This is a genomic window from Sorangium sp. So ce281, assembly GCF_051527395.1.
Taxonomy (GTDB): Bacteria; Myxococcota_A; Polyangia; order Polyangiales; family Polyangiaceae; genus Sorangium; species Sorangium cellulosum_B.
Map to the genome: position 1 here is coordinate 8652164 of NZ_CP150322.1, position 21208 is coordinate 8673371.

The 21208-nt window shown below is 72.2% G+C and carries 13 protein-coding genes; 7 read left to right on the forward strand and 6 right to left on the reverse strand.

The features are described 5' to 3' along the window. Positions 1-179: 179 nt before the first annotated feature. Genes WMF27_RS32940 through WMF27_RS32950 form a run of 3 tightly spaced genes read left to right on the forward strand, consistent with a single transcriptional unit; the run spans position 180 to position 2565 of the window. The gene (locus tag WMF27_RS32940) at positions 180-842 is read left to right on the forward strand and encodes a hypothetical protein (RefSeq protein WP_437764905.1); all 663 of its coding nucleotides are present in this window, start codon (positions 180-182) and stop codon (positions 840-842) included. Beyond that, positions 815-1459, forward strand: a complete 645-nt coding sequence (locus WMF27_RS32945) for a hypothetical protein (RefSeq protein ID WP_437764904.1) — start codon at positions 815-817, stop codon at positions 1457-1459. Before WMF27_RS32940 ends, WMF27_RS32945 begins: the two co-directional genes overlap by 28 nt. Further along, positions 1456-2565: an Ig-like domain-containing protein gene (locus WMF27_RS32950; protein ID WP_437764903.1), complete on the forward strand. Its 1110-nt coding sequence runs from the start codon at positions 1456-1458 to the stop codon at positions 2563-2565. Before WMF27_RS32945 ends, WMF27_RS32950 begins: the two co-directional genes overlap by 4 nt. A 10-nt stretch (positions 2566-2575) precedes the next feature. Here the strand turns inward: WMF27_RS32950 and WMF27_RS32955 are convergent, their stop codons facing one another. From WMF27_RS32955 to WMF27_RS32975, 5 genes are all read right to left on the reverse strand, one after another. After that, positions 2576-4468 (reverse strand): protein kinase domain-containing protein, encoded by a 1893-nt coding sequence (locus tag WMF27_RS32955; protein WP_437764902.1) that lies wholly within the window; start codon positions 4466-4468, stop codon positions 2576-2578. Next, the gene (locus WMF27_RS32960; RefSeq protein ID WP_437764901.1) at positions 4449-5804 is read right to left on the reverse strand and encodes a sigma 54-interacting transcriptional regulator; all 1356 of its coding nucleotides are present in this window, start codon (positions 5802-5804) and stop codon (positions 4449-4451) included. The genes WMF27_RS32955 and WMF27_RS32960 overlap by 20 nt, the downstream gene beginning before the upstream one ends. Before the next feature lie 185 nt (positions 5805-5989). After that, positions 5990-9019, reverse strand: a complete 3030-nt coding sequence (locus WMF27_RS32965) for a hypothetical protein (protein ID WP_437764900.1) — start codon at positions 9017-9019, stop codon at positions 5990-5992. Positions 9020-9338: 319 nt separating this feature from the next. Next, positions 9339-10391 (reverse strand): LacI family DNA-binding transcriptional regulator, encoded by a 1053-nt coding sequence (locus WMF27_RS32970; protein ID WP_437764899.1) that lies wholly within the window; start codon positions 10389-10391, stop codon positions 9339-9341. Positions 10392-10637: 246 nt separating this feature from the next. Beyond that, positions 10638-10880 (reverse strand): MYXO-CTERM sorting domain-containing protein, encoded by a 243-nt coding sequence (locus tag WMF27_RS32975; RefSeq protein WP_437764898.1) that lies wholly within the window; start codon positions 10878-10880, stop codon positions 10638-10640. A 115-nt stretch (positions 10881-10995) separates the two neighbouring features. Between WMF27_RS32975 and WMF27_RS32980 the strand changes: the two genes are divergently transcribed. From WMF27_RS32980 to WMF27_RS32995, 4 genes are all read left to right on the forward strand, one after another. Further along, positions 10996-11532 (forward strand): hypothetical protein, encoded by a 537-nt coding sequence (locus WMF27_RS32980; protein WP_437764897.1) that lies wholly within the window; start codon positions 10996-10998, stop codon positions 11530-11532. Between the two features lie 778 nt (positions 11533-12310). Further along, positions 12311-13411, forward strand: a complete 1101-nt coding sequence (locus WMF27_RS32985; RefSeq protein WP_437764896.1) for a hypothetical protein — start codon at positions 12311-12313, stop codon at positions 13409-13411. 546 nt (positions 13412-13957) lie between these two features. Continuing rightward, positions 13958-16549 carry an RCC1 domain-containing protein gene (locus WMF27_RS32990; protein ID WP_437764895.1) on the forward strand — a complete coding sequence of 864 codons (2592 nt, stop codon included), beginning with the start codon at positions 13958-13960 and terminating at the stop codon, positions 16547-16549. A gap of 140 nt (positions 16550-16689) precedes the next feature. Continuing rightward, positions 16690-18132, forward strand: a complete 1443-nt coding sequence (locus tag WMF27_RS32995) for a sigma 54-interacting transcriptional regulator (protein ID WP_437764894.1) — start codon at positions 16690-16692, stop codon at positions 18130-18132. 190 nt (positions 18133-18322) lie between these two features. Here WMF27_RS32995 and WMF27_RS33000 read toward each other — a convergent pair whose 3' ends face one another. Next, positions 18323-21157, reverse strand: a complete 2835-nt coding sequence (locus WMF27_RS33000) for a serine/threonine-protein kinase (protein WP_437764893.1) — start codon at positions 21155-21157, stop codon at positions 18323-18325. Positions 21158-21208: the final 51 nt, after the last annotated feature.

Consider the following 21208-nt stretch of genomic DNA (forward strand, 5'->3'; position numbering starts at 1 on the left):
TTCGCGCACCCCGCAACGGGCCCCTGTCACGGGCGGTGGACAGGTGTCAACGGCGCGTGACGATCGGCGCCGGATCCAGCGGCGCGATCGCCCGAGGAATGCGCGCGGGAAGGGGTGGAATGGCCATTGCTACAGGGCACAGGGTCCGGCAACCCTGAAAGGACGAGGAGAACACGATCATGAGAAATCGACTCGCCACCGCCTTCCTCGCGCTCACCGCGCTCGCTGCGATGGTGAACTGCACCACTGTCAACGGCGGCGCCACGACAGGCGCAACCCCATCGTGGATCGCGTGCGATGAGCTCGACGAAGCCGCCTGTCTCCTGCGCGACGACTGCGCTCCGCTCTACGGCGCGGGCTCGGACACCACGTTCGTCAGGTGCGCGGACGGCGCCCTCACGTGCGATGTCGACGCGTGCGGGCCCGCGCTCGGGATGCCGTCCTGGGAGTGCGCCGACGGCTCGATCGGCGGGAACACGGGCCGGTGCATCCCTCACCCGGATGGCACCTGCGGCTGGGAAGTCCGCGAGTGCCGGCAGCCCGTCTGCGGCGCCGACGCGTGTGGTGAGCCGCCGCCCGCGGAATACTGGACATGCCCGAACGGAACCCGCATCTACCCTGCATGCACGCCGACGGACGGGGACTCCTGCAGCTGGGTTTTCCCGACGTGCACTCCGGACGTGAGCGACGTCTGCGGCGTCGACGCGTGTGGTGAGCCGCCGCCCGCGGAATACTGGACATGCCCGGACGGAACCCGCATCTACCCTGCATGCACGCCGACGGACGGGGACTCCTGCAGCTGGGTTTTCCCGGCGTGCCCTCCGGACGTGAGCTCGCGCTGATCGCGCTGCTCGCCGGCGCTCCAGCGCTCGTCGCGGGGTGCGCCGGGGCGACCGGCGAAGCGCCCCGCACGCCGCGGCCCGGCGTCCACGTCGCGCTCATGCCCACCGCATGGGCCACCGAGGCGAGCGTCGAGGGCATCGACGGCGACAGCGCGATGACGTCTGCGCTCGCGCGGCGCGGGGGCGCGCGGGTCTCGCTGCTCTCGGCGCGGCTGTCGCGCAGCCCCGGCTGCGCCGACGACGCCGCGTGCGTGCGGGAGGCGGCCCGCGCGCTCGGCGCCTCGAAGATCGTCCGGACCGAGCTCGCGGGGCTCGGCGCGACCGTGCTCGTGCGCGGCGCGATCGTCGACGTGGAGACACAGATGAGGGAGCAGCTCATGCAGGAGGTCGTGCACGACGCGGATCCGGCGCGGCTCCGCGCCGCGATCGAGCGGCTGGGCGAGCGGCTCGCGAAGCCCTGGGCGCCCCTCCCGCCGGGGCCGCGCCGCGCCTGGTACGAGGAGCCGTGGCTCTGGGTCGGCGTAGCCGCCGCGGCGACGGCCGGCGCCGCGGCCGGGATCGGCGTCGCGCTGAGCAGCGGCGAGGGCGACCCCGACGTGGTGCTCACCCCGCCATGAGCCGGCGCCGGCGCGATCCTGCGGCGCGCGAGCCTGGGCAGGACGCCGCGAGGGGCCCCTCTCCCGCCCTCCGGCGCGCGCTCGCGCTCGGCGCCGCCGGGCTCGCGCTCGGCGCGGCAGGGTGCGCGGAGCCGCCCGCGCTCGACCTGATGCTCGTGCCCGATCCGAACGTGAACACGACCGAGCAGCTCCTCGCGCACGTCCAGCAGGCCGTGCTCGTCGTCGACGCCGAGGAGGGCCTTTACGCCCCGGGCGAGGAGCGGTCGCAGGGCGGCGTGCAGGTGAAGAACGCCGACGTGGATGCGGCGCTCGAGCTCGTATTCACCCTCTCGATCGAGCGGGAGCGGCTCCCGATCATCCGCATCGAGCAGGGCGGTCTACCCGACGTCTCGCTCACTATCCGGGTGCTCGGCCTGCAGGCGAGCCCGGCGCCGGGCAGCTTCGTCGCGCGCGGCGAGCTGATGGGGGCGCGCCTCGCGGCGCCGCCGCCGAGGATGACGGTGCCCTTCAACCTGCGGCCGGAGGTGAGGCCACCTCGCGTCGAGCGCGTCTTGCCCGACGATGGAGGCGTCGCGCTCGAATGTGCCGTGCCTTCGCTCGTCATCTCATTCTCACGCCCCATCGACGAGGCGAGCCTGCGCGCGCCGGGCGCCGTCGTGATCACGCCAGATCCAGGGCCGATCTCGGTGGCCATGGATCCGTCAGGGCTCGTCGCAAACGTCGCCACGCCGAGGCTCGTGGGGGTCGGCGGGCTCGCGTATCGCGTCGCCATCGCCAGCGCGGTACGCGATCTGGCAGGGCAGCCGCTCGATCAGGTCGCGGCAGAAGCGGGCGCGCAGGGGTATCTCGGCGACTTCTCCCTGTCCTGCGAGCCGCCCCCAACGGTGCCGACCGAGCCCCCGTGCGCGCTGGACTACGAGTGTCCCCTGGGCGCCGCGTGCGTCGGCGGGGTCTGCCTCCCCAGAGACTGCCCCGTGCCGTGCCCGGGAGGGCGCGTGTGCGATCGGCTGCGCGCCCTGTGCGTCGACGACTGTCGCGCCGACGCGCTCTTCTCGCCGTGCGCTCCGGAGCACCGCTGCGACGCCGCCAGCGGGCTCTGCCGCTGACGGCGCACCCTCATCGCGCGAGCTCCGCGAGGAGGGCGTCGAGCTCGGCGTTCGTCGCCTCGTAGCGCCTGTCGAGGAACGACTGCAGCGCCGCCGCAGCGCGCGTGTCGGCGCCGCGCGTGTCGGCGCCGCGCGCGCGCGCGGCGCGAAGCAGGGCCCCCACCCGATCGAGCTTTCGGCGCAGGATCTCCTGGTCGAGCCGCAGCCCGGCGGTGGTCGCGACGAACGTGTCGACCTCGGAGGCCGCCGCGGCGACGTCCCCCTCGGCGAGGGCAGCCTCGGCGCGCGCCGCGGAGGCGCGCAGGCCGGGCGGGAGGTCCGCGGCATCGATCCCGCGCTTCGCGAGCGAGGCGCGGGCGGCGTCGAGCCGAGCGCGCAGCGCGGCCGCGCGCTCGTCGACCGGCGCGCCCTCCAGCCTGGCCGGTGGCGCAGCGAGGGCTTCGCCGGCTTCAGCGCGGGCGGGCAAGCCACCGTCGGCGGCAGACGGCGCGGAGGCGCCGCCGGAAGGCGCGGAGGCGGCTGGCCCTCGGGCCGGTGGGGCGCCGCCGAGGGGCCCTGACGCGCTCGGAAAGGACGCTTTCGCCGCGACATCCCCGGCCGCGGGCGCAGACGGGACCCCGGCAACGCTGCCCCCGCTCGCCGCCGTGGCGACCGGAGCGGCCCCAGCCGCGGGCGCGGACGGAACCTCGGCGGCCGTGCCTCCGCTCGCCGCCGTCGCGACCGACGCGACCCGCATCGGGATCGCACGCGACGCCGCTCCGCCTGCGCGCAGCATGCGCTCTCCGGCCAGCGCGCCGGCGAGCAGCGTCGCGGCGAGCGCGGCGATGGCGGGCCACGCCGCGCGGGCGGGCTGCGGGCTCCCGGCGCGGGGCTGTCCCGTCTCGGAGGAGGGCGCGGCGCGCGGCGGCTCCGGCGGCGGCGCCGGGGCAGGATCGGGCGCGCAGGGCGCCGGTCCGGGCAGGGCAAGGGCCTGCGCGCCGCGGGCCAGCCAGGCCCGCTCGTCGCCCCGGAGCTCGGTCTCGAGCAGCGGGGCGAGCGCGCCGCGGAAGGCGGCGGCGGTCGGGAATCGCTCCTCGGGGAAGCGCGCCAGCGCGCGGGCGAGCACAGGGTCGAGGCGCGGGTCGCCGCCGAGCGACGAGGGCGACCGGCGCGGCGGATCCTCCGCTGCGCGCAGCAGCGAGAGCTCGTCGGCTGCGTCGAGCCAGGGCCGGCCGGTCACGAGCTCCCAGAGGAGGATCCCGGCGGCATACAGATCCGCGCGCGCGTCCACGCTCGATCCGGTCACCTGCTCGGGCGCGAGATACGCGAGCTTGCCCTTGATGACGCCGGTCCGCGTGCGCGCGTCCCGCAGGCGCGAGCGCGCGATGCCGAAGTCGCCGAGCTTGACGGCCCCATCGCGCGAGACGAGGAGGTTCTCCGGCGTGACGTCGCGGTGCACGATCCCGAGCGGGCGGCCCGCGGCGTCCGTGGCGCCGTGCACGAACGCGAGCACGTCGAGAAGCGTCGCGGTGACATGCAGCGCGACGCCGAGCGGCACGGCCTCCCCGGCGCGGCGGGCGGCGGCGAGGATCTCGGCGAGCGTTGCCCCTTCGACGTGCTCGAGGACGATCCACCCGCCCATCGCGTCCTCGCCGTGCTCCAGCGTGCGGACGAGGGCCGGATGGACCGGCGTCGCGAGCGCGCGCCCGAGCTCTGCCTCGTGCACGAAGGCGCGGACGAGCTCGGGATCGCCCCGGTGCTGAGGCAGCATCCGCTTCAGCACCGCGCGGGAGGCCCGCTCGCCGCGCACGAGGAACACCTCGGCCATCCCGCCCACGGCGATGCGGCGCACGACGAGCCAGCCGGGGGCGGCGGGGACATGGAGGTCGCCCTCGGCGGCCGGCTCACTCGACCCGGAGGCCATGCTTCTGCATCAGCCGATAGCACGACTGGCGGGAGAGCCCGGCGAGCCGCGCGGCCTCGGAGACATTGCCCTGCGCCCGCGCGAGGAGGTGCTCGAGGTAAGCTTGCTCGAAGCGCTCGGTCCATGTGCGCTTCGCCTCGTGGAACGGCTCGCCGACGGGGATCGGCAGGCCGCCGAGCTCGGCGCCGCCCGGAGCCCCGCTCGAGGTGCCGAGCAACGACGCCGCCGGGACCCCTGGGAGCGTCAGGAACCGCTCGACGACGTTGCGCAGCTCGCGCACGTTGCCCGGCCATGTGTGGCTCGCGAGCAGCTCGAGCATGGACCTGGGCGGATCGATCGGGGCGCCCGGCGCGAGCTTGCCGAGGAAGTGGCTGACGAGCCGCGGGATCTCTTCCTTTCGCTCTCGGAGCGGCGGGAGGCGGACCGTCACGACAGAGAGCCGGAAATAGAGATCTTGCCGGAAGCGCCCGGCGCGGACCTCGGCCTCGAGGAGCCGGTGCGTGCAGGCGATGTACCGGACGTCGATGTGCCGCGGCCTCGGCTCGCCGAGGCGGCAGACGGTGCGCGCCTCGAGCGCGCGGAGCAGCTTCGGCTGGAGCTCGAGCGGGAGCTCGCCGATCTCGTCGAGGACGAGCGTGCCGCCGTGCGCCGCCTCGAAGAGGCCCTCACGTGCCTCGGTGGCGCCGGTGAACGCCCCGCGCGCGTGGCCGAAGAGCTGCGCCTCCAGCAGCGTCGGGCTGGCCGCGCCGCAGTCGAGGATCACGAACGGCCCATCGCGCCGCGGAGAACGCTCGTGGATGGCGCGCGCGGCGAGCTCCTTGCCCGTGCCCGAATCGCCGAGCACGAGCACCGTCGCGTCGCTGCGGGCCGCGCCCTCGAGGATCGCGAAGGCGGCGCGCATCGGCGGGCTGTGGCCGAGGAGATCGCCGAAGTTCATGGCACGCGAGAGCGGGAGCTCCCGCGCCCCCTCCTCGAGGGTGAAGGAAAGGCGCGTCTCTCCGGCGCGGATCTCCGTGGCCTCGCCGAGCCAGACTTCGCCGGTGCGCCGGCCGTCGACGAACGTCCCGTTCGTGCTCCCGAGATCGCGCAAGCGGAAGCCGAGGGGCGTGGCAGCGATCTCGAGGTGGCGCGCGCTCACCGCAGGATCCGCGAGCGTGAAATCGACGTCATCGCCCGCGCCGACGACCACCGGAGCAGCCTCGACGGCGATCGTGTGGCCCGCGCTCGGCCCGTCCACGGCCGTGAGGCGGCCGCGGGGGACGACGAGCCGCGGACCGCCTGCCACCTCGATCACACGGGTGCCGCGGGCCTCCGGTTGTACACTGCGCTTCGACACAAGGGCCTGATCGTAGCGTACCACAGGCCCATCGGCGCTCGATCGTTGTGCCTGGCGAGGCCCACCGGCCGTCTTAGAGCGAGAATTCCAGAGTTGACGCAAGTGCGCACGGCTCTCCGGGAGATCAGCCCCATGGCGGCAAGGGCTCTTCGATCTCGAACATGGCGCCCTTCCCCCCATGGGTTTCAGGGATTGAACGTCGCGACGAAGATGTCGGAGCCGCCGGCGTGGGGGATGGGGCCGGTCCCGAAGTCGACCGCCGCGCTCGCAGCCCCTGTGAGGGCGATCACGCCGCTCGGCGAGATCGTGATGCCATGTGCGCTGGCGCCGAAGCCGAGGGTCCAGAGCTCGGCGCCGCTCGGGTCGAGCTTGGCGAGCCCGTCTCCGGCGACGACGATGTTACCAGCGGAATCGAGCGCGAGCGCGTCGCCGAAGGGGATCGCGTCGCTGAACACGTGGGCGCCCGCGGCGTCCAGCTGGAGGAGCACGGGGCCGGCGGGCAGCACGCCGCCGCCGAGATCGACGGTCCCGTCCGTGATGCCGGCCACGAGGACCTCGTCAGCCGCATTGACGGTCACCGACCAAGCCGCCTTTCCCTCGCCGCCAGAGGGGATCGACGGATCCGGCGCGAACGTGCGGCTCCAGAGCACGGCGCCGGTCGGGTCGCGCTTGCTGACCGTGAGATTCCCTGCGGCGGACTCCGGTGCGGTGACGGTCAGCGCGTTGCCGGCGCTGTCGATCGCGAGATCGGCGTTGTAGAGCGGGTGGTCGTACTCGTCGGGAGGGGGCGTGATCTTGTGGTTCCAGAGGACATCGCCGCCAGGGCTCAGCTTCAACAGGTAGGCACCGTCCGTCGAGACGTTGACGAAGACCAGGTAGGTGTTGCCGAGCGCATCGACGGCGATCCGCTCGGGATAGCTGAAGATTTCGAGCAGCCTTTCCGGCGGGGCGATGGGGGCTTGACTCCAGATGGAGTTGCCATCGCGGTCGAGCTTGGTCACGAAGGCTGCTGTATCATAGGCCGGATAGGGGGGCAGGCACTGGCTCAACACCATGCCGCCGCCCGGCGAGTATGTGCCGGCGAGCACGAGGTCGCCGTTGCCGTCGACGGCCATGACGAGCGGGCGGTCGCTGGGCAGGCGCTCGCTCCAGAGCGGCGCGCCCGATGGATCGAGCTTGAGCAGGAAGTGGCTTCTGATCGGGGAGGTCAGAGGGCCCGCGCCGAAGTCGACGGTTCCTGTGAAGGCGCCGGTGACATAGTAGTTGCCTGCGGCGTCGCTCGCGATGTTCAGGCCCTCGTCGGCGCCGGTGCTGCCGAACCCGCGCGCCCACGACAGCATGGGGCAATGGGGGTCGCCGTCGCAGTTCTCGTCCTCCGGCGTGGAGCAGAGCTCCTCGGCAGGCGTCACCTCGCCCACGCAGGCGCCGAAGCCAAGGCCGTTGGGCCGGCAGGTCTGCGTCCCCGCAGCGCAGGGTCCGACGCCCCTGGTCCCGGCAGGGCCGGAGTAGCACGCGATGACCGAGCCCGGCACGCACGTCTCGGACGGGTCTCCGCCGCTGCCGCCGCCGCCGCCTCCTCCCTCGCCGCTGTCGCCGCTGGCCGGCGGATTGAATGTGGCAGCATAGATATCCCAGCCTTCTGTATACTCGATCGGGCCGGTCCCGAAGTCCACAGGGCCGCTCACGACGCCGGTGACGGCGACCGCGCCGTTCGGGGAGATGGCCATGTCCGCTACAGAGGCCGCGAAGTCGCGCGTCCAGAGCTCGGCGCCGCTCGGGTCGAGCATCGTGAGCCCAACCCCGCCGAGGAAGATGTTGTCCGCAGGGTCGACCGCGATGTTGCCGGTGTGGAGGACGGGCAGGGTGAACACTTCCTCGCCGTCCTGATCCAGCTTGATGAGAACCCCCTCGGCCAACACGAGGATCTCGCCCGCCGAGTTGACCGCCACCTTGCCACGGAAGTCGTGGTCGTCCAACCTCCGGGACCAGAGCAAATCTCCATCCGGAGAGAGCTTTGAGACGTACGTGTAGAGGACAGTGTAGTCGCCATCGACGCCTGCTTTTTTCACTGTCACCACGTTGCCGCCGCTGTCGAGCGCGAGGTTCATGTGGAAGCTCGGGCTGCCCGGAGTGCTACGCCTCCAGAGGACATTGCCCATCGCGTCCAGCTTCACCACCGCTGTCACGTCCTCCAACCCGATGGCGAGGTACACGTCGTCGAGAGCATCGATGGCCATCTTCGTCGCCCAGGTAGCATACGGATAGTAGAAGCTGAATCCATCGCTCCAGATGTGATTGCCGTCGGGGTCGAGCTTGGCCATGAATTGCGCGGAACGATCGGGCGGAGCCGGCAGGGCGCACCCGCCGAAGCCGAGGTCCATGCCGATGCCAGAGTAGTTGCCCTCGTAGGTGCCGGCGATCAGGACGTTGCCGTTTCCGTCGATGGCCAGGGCATCTCCTGTCTCGGGGAAGGGGGTGCCGAAGCGCTTGCTCCAGAGCGGCGCGCCCGAGGGGTCGAGCTTGAGGAGGAAGATGTCGCTGTCACCGGCGCTGGTCAGAGGGCCGGTGCCGAAGTCGACCGTTCCTTCGAAGGCGCCGAAAATGTAGTAGTTCCCCATGGCGTCGACGGCGATGGTCGATGTGGGAAGGGTGGGCTCGATGCCGAACCCGCGCGCCCAGGCGGCCGGTTGCGGGCAATGGGGGTCGCCGTCGCAGCTCTCGTCCTGCGGCGTGGCGCAGACCTCCGCAGCAGGGGTGATCTCACCCGTGCAGGGCCCGTAGCCGAAGCCGTCAGGACGACAGGTCTGCGTCCCGGCCGTACAGCGCCCGACGCCGTTGGTCCCCTCGGGGCCGGAGTAGCACGCGACGATGGATCCCGGCACGCATGTCGCCGGCGAGCCGCCGCTCCCGGTCGAGGTGCTCTCGTCGCCGCCGCCGTGGCCTGCGGAGCCGCCGCTGCCCGTCGCAGCGGAGCCGCCGCCGCCGTGGCCTGCGGAGCCGCCGCTGCCCGTGGCAGCCGAGCCGCCGCCGTCTCCTGTGGTTGCGGAGCTGTACCCGCCGCCGCCCGCGGCACCGCCGCTGCTGCTGCTGCTGCTGCTGCCGGGCGCGCTCGGATCGCATTCATTCGTGGGGCTGAAGGCGGCGAGGAGCAGGGCGGCGGAGGCACGCCGGTGAAGCCTGGAAGTCGAGCCGATGGACTCGAACGATCTTGCCATGCCGCCTCTGATGCTCGAGGCAGACGCCGCATTCATGCCACGAGCGAGCGACGGCGCGCGTCCGGGGGGCCGAGGGATAAGGAGACGCAGCCACAGCGCCGTCTCTCACCCCCGCGATGGCCATCGAACCGCCTGCGCGATCGGGCATCAACCATCGTGAGCGTCAACAAGCCTCTATGTTGCCGGCACACCTCGAGGATAAGGCATCGCAAAGGTCATTCACCGGATACTCGCGCTCGCGACCTATCCGGCGCGTATCATCGCCAGGTCTCTGAACCGTGAGGGGATGCGCGCAGACGAAGCTGGCAGGCTGGAGCGCTCATCGGTTCCGGGGGATCGCCGCGGTGCTCTTGCGCAAGACCAGCTCGGCATCGACCACGACGCGCGAGCAGGAGCGGCGGCCGCTCTCGATCTGCCCGAGCAGCAGGTGGAGGCACCTGCGCCCCAGCTCGGAGAAGTCCTGGCGGACGGTGGTGAGCGGAGGCGTGAAGTAGGCCGCCTCCGGGATGTCGTCGAAGCCGACGATGCTGATGTCCCGCGGCACCGCGCGTCCGATCTCGTGGAGGTAGCGGAGCACGCCCAGCGCCATCTGGTCGTTGGCCACGAACACGGCGGTGACGCCCGGCGTGCGCGCCAGCTGCGGGGCGAGCTCGTAGCCCGAGCGTGCGCTCCAGTCGCCGCGCAGGAGAGGCGGCGGCTCGACGCCCGCGGCCTCCAGCGTCGAACGCCAGGCGTAGATGCGCTGCTCGGCCTCGAGCGACTCGGTCGAACCGGCGATGTGCCACACCGCCCGGTGACCCAGGTCGAGGAGATGGCGGGTCGCGGCCGCCGCGCCGCCGTGCTGGTCGACGGCGACCACCGGGACCGAATCGTCCGGCCCCCCCTCGACGGCGACCACCGGCACGTCGGAGGTGACGTGGCGCAGCGCGTCCACCGCCGACCGCAGCGGGGCGATGATCATGATGCCGTCGGCGCCCTGATCGCACAGCCCCTTCACCGCATCCACCACCGGCGCCCGGCTGAGCGATTTCAGGCTGACGACGCTGACGCCGTACCCGGCGTCGTGCGCCGCCGCCTCGAGCCCGTGGAGCGTCGACGCCGGGCCGTAGTGCGTCGTGTCGAAGCTGACCACGCCGAGCGTCCGCGAGCGCCCGGTGACGAGCGCCTGCGCCACGGAGCTCGGGCGGTAGTCGAGCTGGCGGATCGCGTCGAGCACGCGCTCCCGCGTGTCCCGATGCACGTGGGGGCTGTCGTGCAGGACCCGCGAGACCGTCTGGTACGAGACGCCGGCGAGCTTGGCCACATCGACCATGACGGCGGCCCGGCGCCCGCTTCGCTTGATGCGCCCCTCGGGAGGAGAGTTGTCGTCCATCGGGGCCAAGCATAGTCGCGCGCGGGCGGCGGGGGGAATGGTATCGACATCCACCACGACCGCGCCCCGGCGCCCGCCGCTCTCGAGGCGCCGCTCGAGCGGCGCCTTGCCATTGGCCGGGCCCGATCTCGGCGGCGGAGGGGCGGATCGGCGTGAACGTCCCCGGTCGGGCCTCGTCCTCCGGCTTTGCCCTGAGTGGGTCGTCAGCCGCCGGTGGTCGCGCCGCTCGCCTCGAGCCGGCCACGATCAGCCCCCGCACGCGTCGGCGACCCAACGCGCACCTGCCTTTCGCGCGCGCCGGTGCGCCACGACCGCGCCCAGCGCGAGCAGGGCGGCGACCGCGCCCGCCGGGGAGCTGGGCCCCGATTCGACCCGGCAGGCGCGCCCGCCCTCGTCCTCGCCGGCGTTGTCCGCAGGGGCCGCGCCAGCGTCGCCCGTGGCCATGGCGCCGGACGGAAACACTGTCGCACCAAAGAGCGATGATGCCATGATGAGGACCTTACGTTGGATCGATATTGTGCTCGTGACCATTCTTCGACCTCGCTGCTCTCCCGGAGCTTCGTCAGGTGTCGCCAGACAGCTGGTCTCGGAGGTGATCTTGTCGATGAACCGCTTCGCGGTGGCGGCGGACAGGTCACCCGTGCCGTGGGCCTGGCAGCCAACGGCGTCGATGGGGGCGCCCGCCTCCTTGAGCCGGCCCGCATGTCACGGCGTGGTGACCTGCTGGCGCTGGTTCTCGCCTGTTCCGGTCCTGTGCCACCTCGGCCGCCATCCTCGACAGTGCCGGCCGCGGCCAAGACGGTGCTATCGCTGCCGCCGCCGGACCCCCTGCCAGATCGCCGCGGAGCTGCGGAAGCTCGTCCCCGCGCTGCTGGACAAGGGCAGGCTCGATCGGACGGGCGGGCCGGCGAGCTGCTCCAGTAGCCAGGAGCTGCTCCCCGCGCTCCACGCCGAGGCGCTCCACGCGAGCGGCGACGCCGAGGCGGCCCGCGCCGTCCTCCGCGAGGCGCGCGCCGACCTGCTCGCCCGCTCGGCCAGGATCGGCGAACCCGTGCTCAGGAAGAGCTTCCTCGAGAACGTCTCCGCCAACGCCCACACACTCGCGCTCTCCCGCGCGTGGCTGGACGACACCTCGCCGTGATCGCGCCTGTCGAGGCGGGCCTGGAGCCTTGAGGTCCAGAATGAGCTTTCGAAGCCCGTGATCAAACTTCAAGGCGACGCATTTCCACCCATCACGCACTGCGAACCAAGTCACGTCGACTTTACTGCGCTGTAACGCTCGCGAGCTAGCGAGGCACGCGTGCCCCCGGTTGTGTCCGTGCCAGCGTGCCAGCGTGCCAGCGTGCCCCGGCGACCTGCGCGCGGCGCGCTCTCGCTGCCCTCGCTGCTTTCGCGGAAGAGTTCAGTCGTCGGGACGCTTCTCTCCGTTCGATCCCGCACGATTCCGCGCAGTTCTGCGCGATTCCGCGCGATTCGCCACGGTGGCGCTCCGGTGCTCTCTCACGGGGCGTCGTGGGCCGGGCGAGACATCCGCGGAGCATCGCCCGGCATGGGCGTTGCATGGATACCCGGGGAGCGCGGAAGCGCCGAGGAGCGGCAGGCCATGCCGCGACCGTGACTCCGAAAGCGCGCCAGCACGGCCCCATGCCGAGGAAGGCATGGGGGCAATCGTCCGATGCCGGCCATCGAAAGATGGCGGCGAGGAGAAAGAGATGAAGACGATCGTTCGGTTGAGGTTCGCGATGCTCGCGGCGGCGCTTGCTGGCTGCGTCTCCGAGATCCCGGAGACCGAGAGCTCCGACGCCGCGGGCGCCGAGGAGGTGCAGGCGTCCCAGCTCGCGCTGGACCTCGGCATCGCCGGGAACTTATCAGGCCGCGTCGGCCGCTGGAGGGTAGATGGCGCCAACAGGTGTTCCGCCGTGTTCCTCCCGGACCATCTGCTCGAGGCCGGCAGCGACTCGAACTGGGTCCTGACGAGCGAGGGCTGCGCCCATGACCTGGACGCGGCCTACTCGGTGGTCTCCACGACCGGCGTCGTCGCCAACGTGGACAAGATCTACAAGCATCCGCTTGCCGACTGGCACCTTGGCTATGTCGACAGCTACGGCAAGGTCGACATCGCGCTCGCTCACCTCGCGAGCACCGTGCACCTCGACGCCCCTGCGATGACGTTCTCGTTCTTCAGGAGCGAGCGCGGCGCGATCGAGGAGAGCGCGCTGGACGACGAGGTGTGGGGGTTCTCGTACGACGACACGGCGGGCGTCAAGCCGGACACCCAGCTCAAGGCTCACATCATGGTGACGGGCGTGGTGTGGGACTACATCTCCGGCGATCAAGGCGGCCCCGTCTGGCAGAGCGCGCACCCGAACGGCGAGTGGACGCTCGAGGGGATCCACGCGTCTTCCAACCGCAACATACACAGCTACAGCTTCGCGGCATGGGTCATGGACGCGCTCAAGTGCGGGCCGTTCGACACCAGCGACATCGACGATGGTTTCTGCTCTCCCGATTGCAAGTGCGGCGTTGGCGAGGGCGACTGCGACTCGGACTTCGATTGCAAGACCGGCCTCGTCTGTGGCAGCAACAACGGCGCCCTCGTGGGCTTGCCCGACGTCTTCGACGTCTGCGTCGAGCCCGGCGCTCGCCAGTCGAGCAGCGAGAGCGGGTACTGCGCTTCGGTCGGCGGGTGCCAGATCTACGAGGGGAACTGCAACAAGCACGAGGAGTGCAAGGCGGGTCTGGTCTGTCGTCCCGACGTCGGGTACGCCATCGGCGAGAGCGACACGACCAACGTGTGCGACCTGCCGTGGATGCCGGGGCTCAAGGAGTTCAACGAAGACCGCGTCTCGACATCGGGGCGGTGCACGGTGGACGAGCCGTGTGCTCTCGGCGACGGCGACTGCGACCCCAGCAATCACGGGACGTGCCGCGGTTTCCTGAAGTGCAAGGCGAACGTCGGCCACCACTTCGGCTTCGATAACAACGAGGTCGACGTCTGCGTGCACCCGGACTTCTACTAGGGAGCGCAAGAGCGCAGGACGCCTGTCCGCCGTTGCGCCTCTGCGTCCCTGCGCCGGCGCAGCGGACGCCACGAGCTCGCCGTCCCCGCGGCGTCGATCGTCAAGAGCCATGTGTCCTGTCGTGAGCCGCCGGCGCCCCGAGCTCGTGGCACGCGCGCCCACATGGCACATGGCACGTGGCACGTGGCACGTGCCACGTGCCACGTGCCACTCGTCCGGTGCCGCCGGCTCGCTCTCGGGCAGGGACCGCCGCGCCGTGAGCCCCGCCCTTCGAGCAGTGCACGCCGCGGACGCCGCCTGCCGCGCCGCTCGGGGTGGCCCGGAGGCGCGCCCGGCGATCGTTCCGGGCACACCGATTGCTATGAGCCCTTTCGCACGAGGGTGCCGGAGGCGCTCGGCTCCGACGCGAGCCCCCGCTCCGGGGCACACCGATCTCGGAGGACGCGCCTGCGCCGAGGGCGACCTCCTGCCTCCGCCACGACAAGGGTCGGCGAGGGCTCCTGCCGCTCTTCTCTCCTAACCTTAACACATCATCCTCGAGGAACCATGTTGCACCATACGTCCAGAAAACCGGCGGCCGTGAGCTCGCGCGCGAGCCGGGGCCGGAGGCTCGGTTTCTCGCTCGCGCTGGGCGCCTCGGCGCTCGCCATGCTCGGGTGCGCCGGCGAGATGCCGGGCGCGCCCGGCGCCGACGTCGGCGACGAGCTCGCCGCGGTCCCGCAAGCCCTCCGCGACGACGACACGCCGCTCCACGCCGCATTCGACGAGTGGATCGTGAGCGCCGGCCGCGGCCACGCCTGCGCGCTGAGGCCGAACAGCACGATCGATTGCTGGGGTCTCAACGACGAGCTCCAGGCCGACGATCCCGCGGGCACATACCTCCAGGTCAGCGCGGGCGACGCCCATAGCTGCGCGGTCGGCACGGACGGCAGGGTCCACTGCTGGGGCCGCAACACCGATGGTCAGGCCATAGACCCCGTGGATCCCTCGGCGGACCCCTGGGATCCCCCGGGTCCCGACTACACCTTCGTCCAGGTCAGCGCTGGCCGGGATCACACCTGCGCGCTGCGGACGAGCGGCACGATCGACTGCTGGGGGCGCGACAATTACGGCCAGGGCTTGGATCAGCTGTCGCAGTATACACAGCTCAGCGCAGGCGATTCCCACAACTGCGCGGTGCGGCGGGACGGCACGATCAGGTGCTGGGGCAACAACACCTATGGTCAGGGCACGGACCAGACGGGCGCGTACACCCAGGTCAGCGCGGGCTCGTTTCATAGCTGCGCGCTGAGGACCGACGGGACGGTCTACTGCTGGGGGCGCAGCAATGAAGGTCAGCTCGACGCCCCCCCGGACACCTTCGTCCAGGTCAGCGTGGGCGTCTATCACAGCTGCGGGCTGAAGCCGGACGGCACCGTCGACTGCTGGGGAAACAACGCTCATGGCGGGGCGATCGATCCTCCGGGCTTCTTCTCCCAGATCAGCACGCAACGCGGGCTCACCTGCGGACTGAGGCTGGACGGCACGGTCGACTGCTGGGGCACCGACGAGGTGGATCCGGCGATCGGGAGCGTCTTCGGGCACGTCACGGTCGCGGCGGGCAGCTTGCACACATGCGCGCTCCGGGCGAACGGCACGATGATCTGCTGGGGGGACAACACGTACGGCCAGTCCACGGCGCAGGCCGGCGCCTACCGGCAGCTGAGCGCGGGCACCCGTCATTCCTGCGGGGTGACGGCGGCCGGCGCGGTCAATTGCTGGGGAGACAACAGCGATGGACAGGGCGCGGATCCGCCGGGCAGCTACACCCACGTCGCCTCGGGCCACAACCACAACTGCGGGATCAGGACGGACGGCACCGTCCACTGCTGGGGGAACGACGACTACGACAAGGCGACGGATCCGTCGGGGACCTTCACCCAGGTCGCCGCGGGCGATTTCCACACGTGCGGGGTGATGACGAGCGGCGGCGTCCACTGCTGGGGTCTCAACGCCCAGGGACAGAGCACGGCCCCCCCGTACATTTACACCCAGGTCAGCGTGGGCGATCACCACAGCTGCGGGGTGCGGACGAACGGCGCGGTCCACTGCTGGGGGAGCAACACCTACGGCGAGGCCACGGATCCGCCCGGCACCTTCACCCAGGTCACCCTGGGCCACGACTTCAGCTGCGGCCTGCGGACGGCCGGCTACGTGGACTGCTGGGGGAGGGACACCGAGGATCAGGCCTCACCGCCCGACGCCTACTTCATCCAGATCAACGCGATGAGAGAGCACACCTGCGGCGTGACGGCGACCGGCAGTGTGGTCTGCTGGGGATATCCCGGGTCAGGGCGGACCACACCGCCGATGATGGCGTTCTCGCACGTCGCCGCGGGCAACGATCACAGCTGCGGCATCAGGGCGGACGGAACGGCGGAGTGCTGGGGAAACACGACTTCTTCCTGGAGCGTGGCGCCCGCTGGCACCTTCACCCAGGTGAGCGCGGGCTTCCAACACACCTGCTGGCTGAAGGCAGACGGCACGGCGGACTGCAGGGGGGACAACACGTACGGTCAGATCACCGAGCCCGCTGGCCCCTTCGTTCAGATCGATGCGGGCGCCTACCACAGCTGCGGGGTGACGACGCTCGGCGATGTGGACTGCTGGGGCCAGAATCTCAACGGCAGGGCCGAGGATCAGGAAGGCGACTTCCTCAGCGTCAGCGCGGGCGAAAGTCACAGCTGTGCGGTGAGAACGAACGGCACCGTGCACTGCTGGGGATACAACAGCTTCGGCCAGACCGACACTCCTCCTGGTCTATACCAGCAGGTCAGCGCGGGCTTGAATCACAACTGCGGGGTGAAGACCGACGGCACCGTCTACTGCTGGGGATACAACAACTTCGGCCAGGCCACCGCTCCGGCGGGGACGTACACCCATGTCGGTGCGGGCTCTGCCCACAGCTGCGGGTTGAAGACGGACGGCACGATCCACTGCTGGGGGTCGGATCTCAGCGGCGAGACGACCGACCCCGCGGGGACCTTCGTGGAGCTCCGCGTGGGCAGGAACCATAACTGCGGGGTGAAGGCCGACAGCACCGTCTATTGCTGGGGGCACAGCGTCGACGGCCAGCTCTGGCTCCCCTTGCCGAACTGACGGCGCTCGGCTCGATCGCGCCCGGCGGCGTGAGCCTGTGGATCTTCGCTTTCGCAGCGCGGCGGGCCTGCGGGTCGACGGCGAGCGCGCCGGCAACGGCGTCGCTCCCGCTGCGGGTCCACGTTACACTCGTCGGCGACGTGGCGCCCACTACATTCACGACGACCCTGGACGACGCGCTCGGAGCGGCTTCGGACCCCTTGTGTTCCACGAAGCCGACACCGGGGCTGGTGCTCGTCTTCTCCGTGGACAGCCCTCGCTGCGATGTCCTCCCGCTCAAGGACGGCGAGCTCGCTCTCGGGCGCGGCGAGGTCGGGGGCGTCCCCCTGGACGACCTGCGGATGTCGCGCAAACACGCGCGCGTGCGCTGGACTCAGGGCCAGTGGGAGGTCGAAGACCTCAATAGCCGAAACGGAACGTCGCTCGACGGCGTTCCGTTGACCGGCGCGCGCGCGGGCGGTGAGCTGCGCATCGTGCGCACGGGCTCATCGGTGTTCGTGATCCGGGCCGACGTGGCGCCGTTCCGGGCGGGGATCTCCACGGCCGGGGGCACGATCCTCGGGGCGACCCTCGCCCGTGCGTGGTACGCGATCGATCGCGCGGCGCACCTGGGAGCGACGCTCCACATCACCGGCGAGAGCGGGACCGGCAAGGAGCACGCGGCGCGGGCCTTCCACGCCCTCGGCCCGCGGCGCGGGGGGCCGTTCGTCGCCGTGAACTGCGCCGCCATCCCCAACGGACTCGCCGAGCGGCTGCTCTTCGGCGCGCGCAAGGGGGCCTATTCGGGCGCCGTGGCCGACTCCGACGGGTACGTGCAAGCCGCCCACGCCGGGGTCCTCTTCCTCGACGAGGTGGCCGAGCTCGACCTCGGGGTGCAGGCGAAGCTCCTCCGCGCGCTCGAGGCGAAGGAGGTGCTCCCGCTCGGGGCCGCGCGGCCCGTGCAGGTGGACTTCGCGCTCGTGTCGGCGAGCCACAAGGACCTGCGCGCGCAGGTGGCCGCAGGGAAGGTCCGCGAGGATCTCTACTTCCGCGTCGCGCAGCCGGCGGTCCGCATTCCGCGGCTCCACGAGCGACCCGAGGAGGTGCCGTGGCTCGTGGACGCGGCGCTGCGGAGCGCCGTCGCTGCTGTCGAGCGCGGCCAGGAGAGCGCGCCGCTGGTGGCCCACGCGTCGCTCATCGAGGCGTGCCTCGTGCGGGCGTGGCCCGGCAACGTGCGGGAGATGATGGCGGAGATCCGCGCAGCGGCGCACGCGGCGCAGCTCGAGAAGAGCCGCGTGGTCCAGGCGCGGCACCTGTCGCCCTCGGCGGGGCAAGCCTTCGTCGCGCCGCAGGCGAGCGCGCCGGAGCAATCCGCGGGGAGGAGCCAGCCATCGTCGCTGCCCCCGCCCGGCGAGCGGCAGACGCGGCGGGCGACGTCGCTGCCCGCCGACGAGGTCATCGAGGCGGTGCTGCGCCGCGAAGGGGGGAACGTGGCGCGCACGGCCCGCGAGCTCGGCGTGCACCGGACGCAGCTCCGCCGCTGGCTCGGGCGGCGCACGGCGACCGACGAGGCCGCCGGCGGCGACGACGACGCGGAGGGGTGACCCCTGAGGGAGCCGCCGGGAGCGCCGCCCTGGCCGGCGTCGCGCGGGTGCCTCGGAGGTGACGCGGCGGCGTGGGTGTTGTCGCCGCAACGATCGCTGCGCGGCGCTGTGCACCCGGCCCTGATTTGAGGGGATGCCTCCGTATTTCGCTGGCTGTACTTCCGCCGCCAGTTGGTTTGGCGTCGAGCGCTCACGACCGCGACGAGCGCGCGGCGCGCTCGTCCGCCACGCCCAGCGCGCGGGACGCCCCCTCCCGGATCCCGCGGAGCACCGCCTCGACGTCCCGCTCCGCGCCCAGCGCGAGCCCCCGGTCCGCGAGCGCGCGCGCGGCGGCCGGGTCGCTCCCGGCGAGCGCCTGCTCCGCCGCGTGCAGGTAGAACTCCACCGCGAGCCGCGGCTCGCCGCCCCGCTCGAAGTGCTCGGCCAGCACCTTGGCGTCGTGCTCTCCCGCCTGCAGCAGCCACTCGGCGGCGAGCCGGTGCCCGAGCGCGCGATCGTGGTCCGGCAGCATCGCGTAGCAGCCGTCGCGGATGAGCGCGTGCCGGAACGCGTACTCCTCCTCGTCCGAGAAGCGGCTCTGCTCGCGGCGCTCGAGCAGCTCGCGCTGGAGCATCCAGGGCAGCCAGTCCACCGCGAGCGTCGACCCGCCGGCGTCGCCGAGCAGGGCGAGCGCCCCGGTCTTCCAGAACGCCTCGCCGAAGATGCTCGCCGCCCGCAGCAGCCGCCGCGCCTCCGCGGGGATGGCCTCGAGCCGCGCCTCGACCATGCCCAGGATCGTCTCCGGCAGCCTGTCCGCGCGCCCCTCCGCGACCGCCCGGATGAGCTCCTCCAGGTAGAACGCGTTGCCGCTCGCGCGCTCGACGAGGCGCGCGACCTCGGAGGGCGGGAGCTCGTCGCCGAGCATCTGCCGCACGAGCTCCTCGGCCGCGCGGCGCGGCAGCGCGCCGAGCGTGATCTCGTGCACCTCGCTGCCCTCCCAGAGGACGGGGAAGACCTTCCGCACCTCGACCCGCGCCAGGTAGAGCACCGCGAAGGGCTGGTCGCGGAGCTCCCGGAGGACCCGCGCGATCAGCTTGAGCGACGCCGCGTCGCCCCACTGGATGTCCTCGAGCACGAGCAGGTAGGGCCCCGCCGCGCACGCCGCCTCCATGAAGTCGAGGTAGGCGAGCGGGATCTGGTCGGCCATCAGGGCCGGGCTCTGCCGCGCCTCGAGGAAGCTCGGATCCGCCTCGCCCGGGAACGGCGTGCCGACGATCTCGCCGAGGAACGCGGCGATCCTCGTCCTCTCGCCCGGCGTCAGCGCCTGGGCGCGGGCGACGAGCGAGAGGAGCCGCTCCCGCTGCGCCGGGGCGGGCTCGCCGCCGGTGATCCCGGCCGCGCCCCGGAGCGCGGAGCCGAGGAGCGAGAACGGCGAGCCCGCGCTCAGCGAGTCGCCGCGGCCGACAGCGACGGTGAGCTCGGGGTGCCGCTCCCGCAGGATCTCGATGAGCTCGTACCGCAGACGGGATTTGCCGATCCCGGGCGGCCCGGTGATCAGGATGGCGCGGGGCTCGGGCCCGCCGAAGCTGTCTTCGAGGAGCTCGCGCAGGTTCCGGAGCTCCCTGTCGCGGCCGACGTAGGGGCTCGGCTTGCCGAGGAGCGTCCGCGCCGACCGGCCGACCTCGCGCTCCTGCAGCAGGAAGAACGAGCCGGGCCGCGCCGGCTCGATCTCGAACCGCGCGTCGAGCAGCGCCCGCGTCACGTCGTCGATCCACACGGGCGCGGGCCTCCGCTCCGGGCGCGCGTCGCGCTCCGCGAGGGCGAGGAGCGCGGCCGCGCGGTCCATGACCGGGCCGACCGGGAGGCTGCCGGTGTGCTCGGCGCGGCCGGTCGTGAGCACGACGGAGGCCTCCGGCACGAGCTCGACGAGCGTGAGGGCGCACCGCGCCGCGCGCGCGGCCTGCAGGGCGGCGTCGCCGACGCCGGCGATCGAGAGCACGATCGTCCCGTCGGCGAGCGCGTCCACGCGGGCCCCGAACGGCTGCGCGCTCGTGTAGAGCTTCCTCGTGAGGTCGCTCGGCGCCGCGGCGACGAGCGTGCTGGCCGCGCTGTCGCAGGGCGAGAAGCGCGGCTCCCGCGCGGCCACCAGCGAGAGCAGCCGGAGCTCGCACGCCGTGATCGCCTCGTACAGGACGGGGGGCGCGGCCAGGCCGCTCGTCGGATCGCGCTCGAGGGCGTCGAGCGCGTCGACGACGGCCGAGCCGTCGCGCGGCCGCTGCTCCGGGTCCTTCGCGAGCATGCGGGCGACGAACTCGTCGAGCTCCTGCGGCACCTCGGGCCGGAGGTGCCGCACGCGCGGCGGGTCTTCCATGAGGAGCTTCGCGAGGAGGGCCATCACGTGCTGGCCTTGGAACGCGGGCCTGCCCGTGAGGCACTCGAAGAGCACGGCGCCGAGCGAGAAGATGTCGGCCCGCGCGTCGAGGCGGTCGCGCTCGCCGGTGGCCTGCTCCGGGGCCATGTACCCCGGGGTCCCCATCACCGAGCCGGTCTGCGTGAGCGCGCCGATGGTGCGCTTCATCCGGGCGATGCCGAAGTCGAGCACCTTGAGGCCGCCGACCTCGCCGCCGACGAGCAGCAGGTTGCCCGGCTTGACGTCGCGGTGGACGATGCCCCGCGCGTGCGCCGCCCCGAGCGCCTCGGCGGCCGCGCGGAGCAGGGCGAGGCTCTCCTCGAGATCGAGCTTCTGCCGGGCGAGGCGCTGCGCCAGGCTCTCCCCTTCGAGCCATTCCATGGCGAGGTAGGGCACCCCGTCGGGGGTGATGCCGTGGGCCACGTGCCGGACGATCCGCGGGTGATCGAGCTCGGCGAGGATCCGCGCCTCGTGCTCGAAGCGGTGCGCGGCGCTCCGGTCGGGCTGGCCGAGGAGCTTGAGCGCGACCTGCGCCCCCGTGGCCCGATCGACGGCGCGGTAGACCGTCCCCATCCCACCGGAGGCCGCGACGCGCTCGAGCTGGAAGCGGCTGTCGATGACCTCTCCCGGGCGCATAAGGCGGAGGATGCACCGGCGTCGAGCCGTCTTCAACGGTCCGGCGGGCAC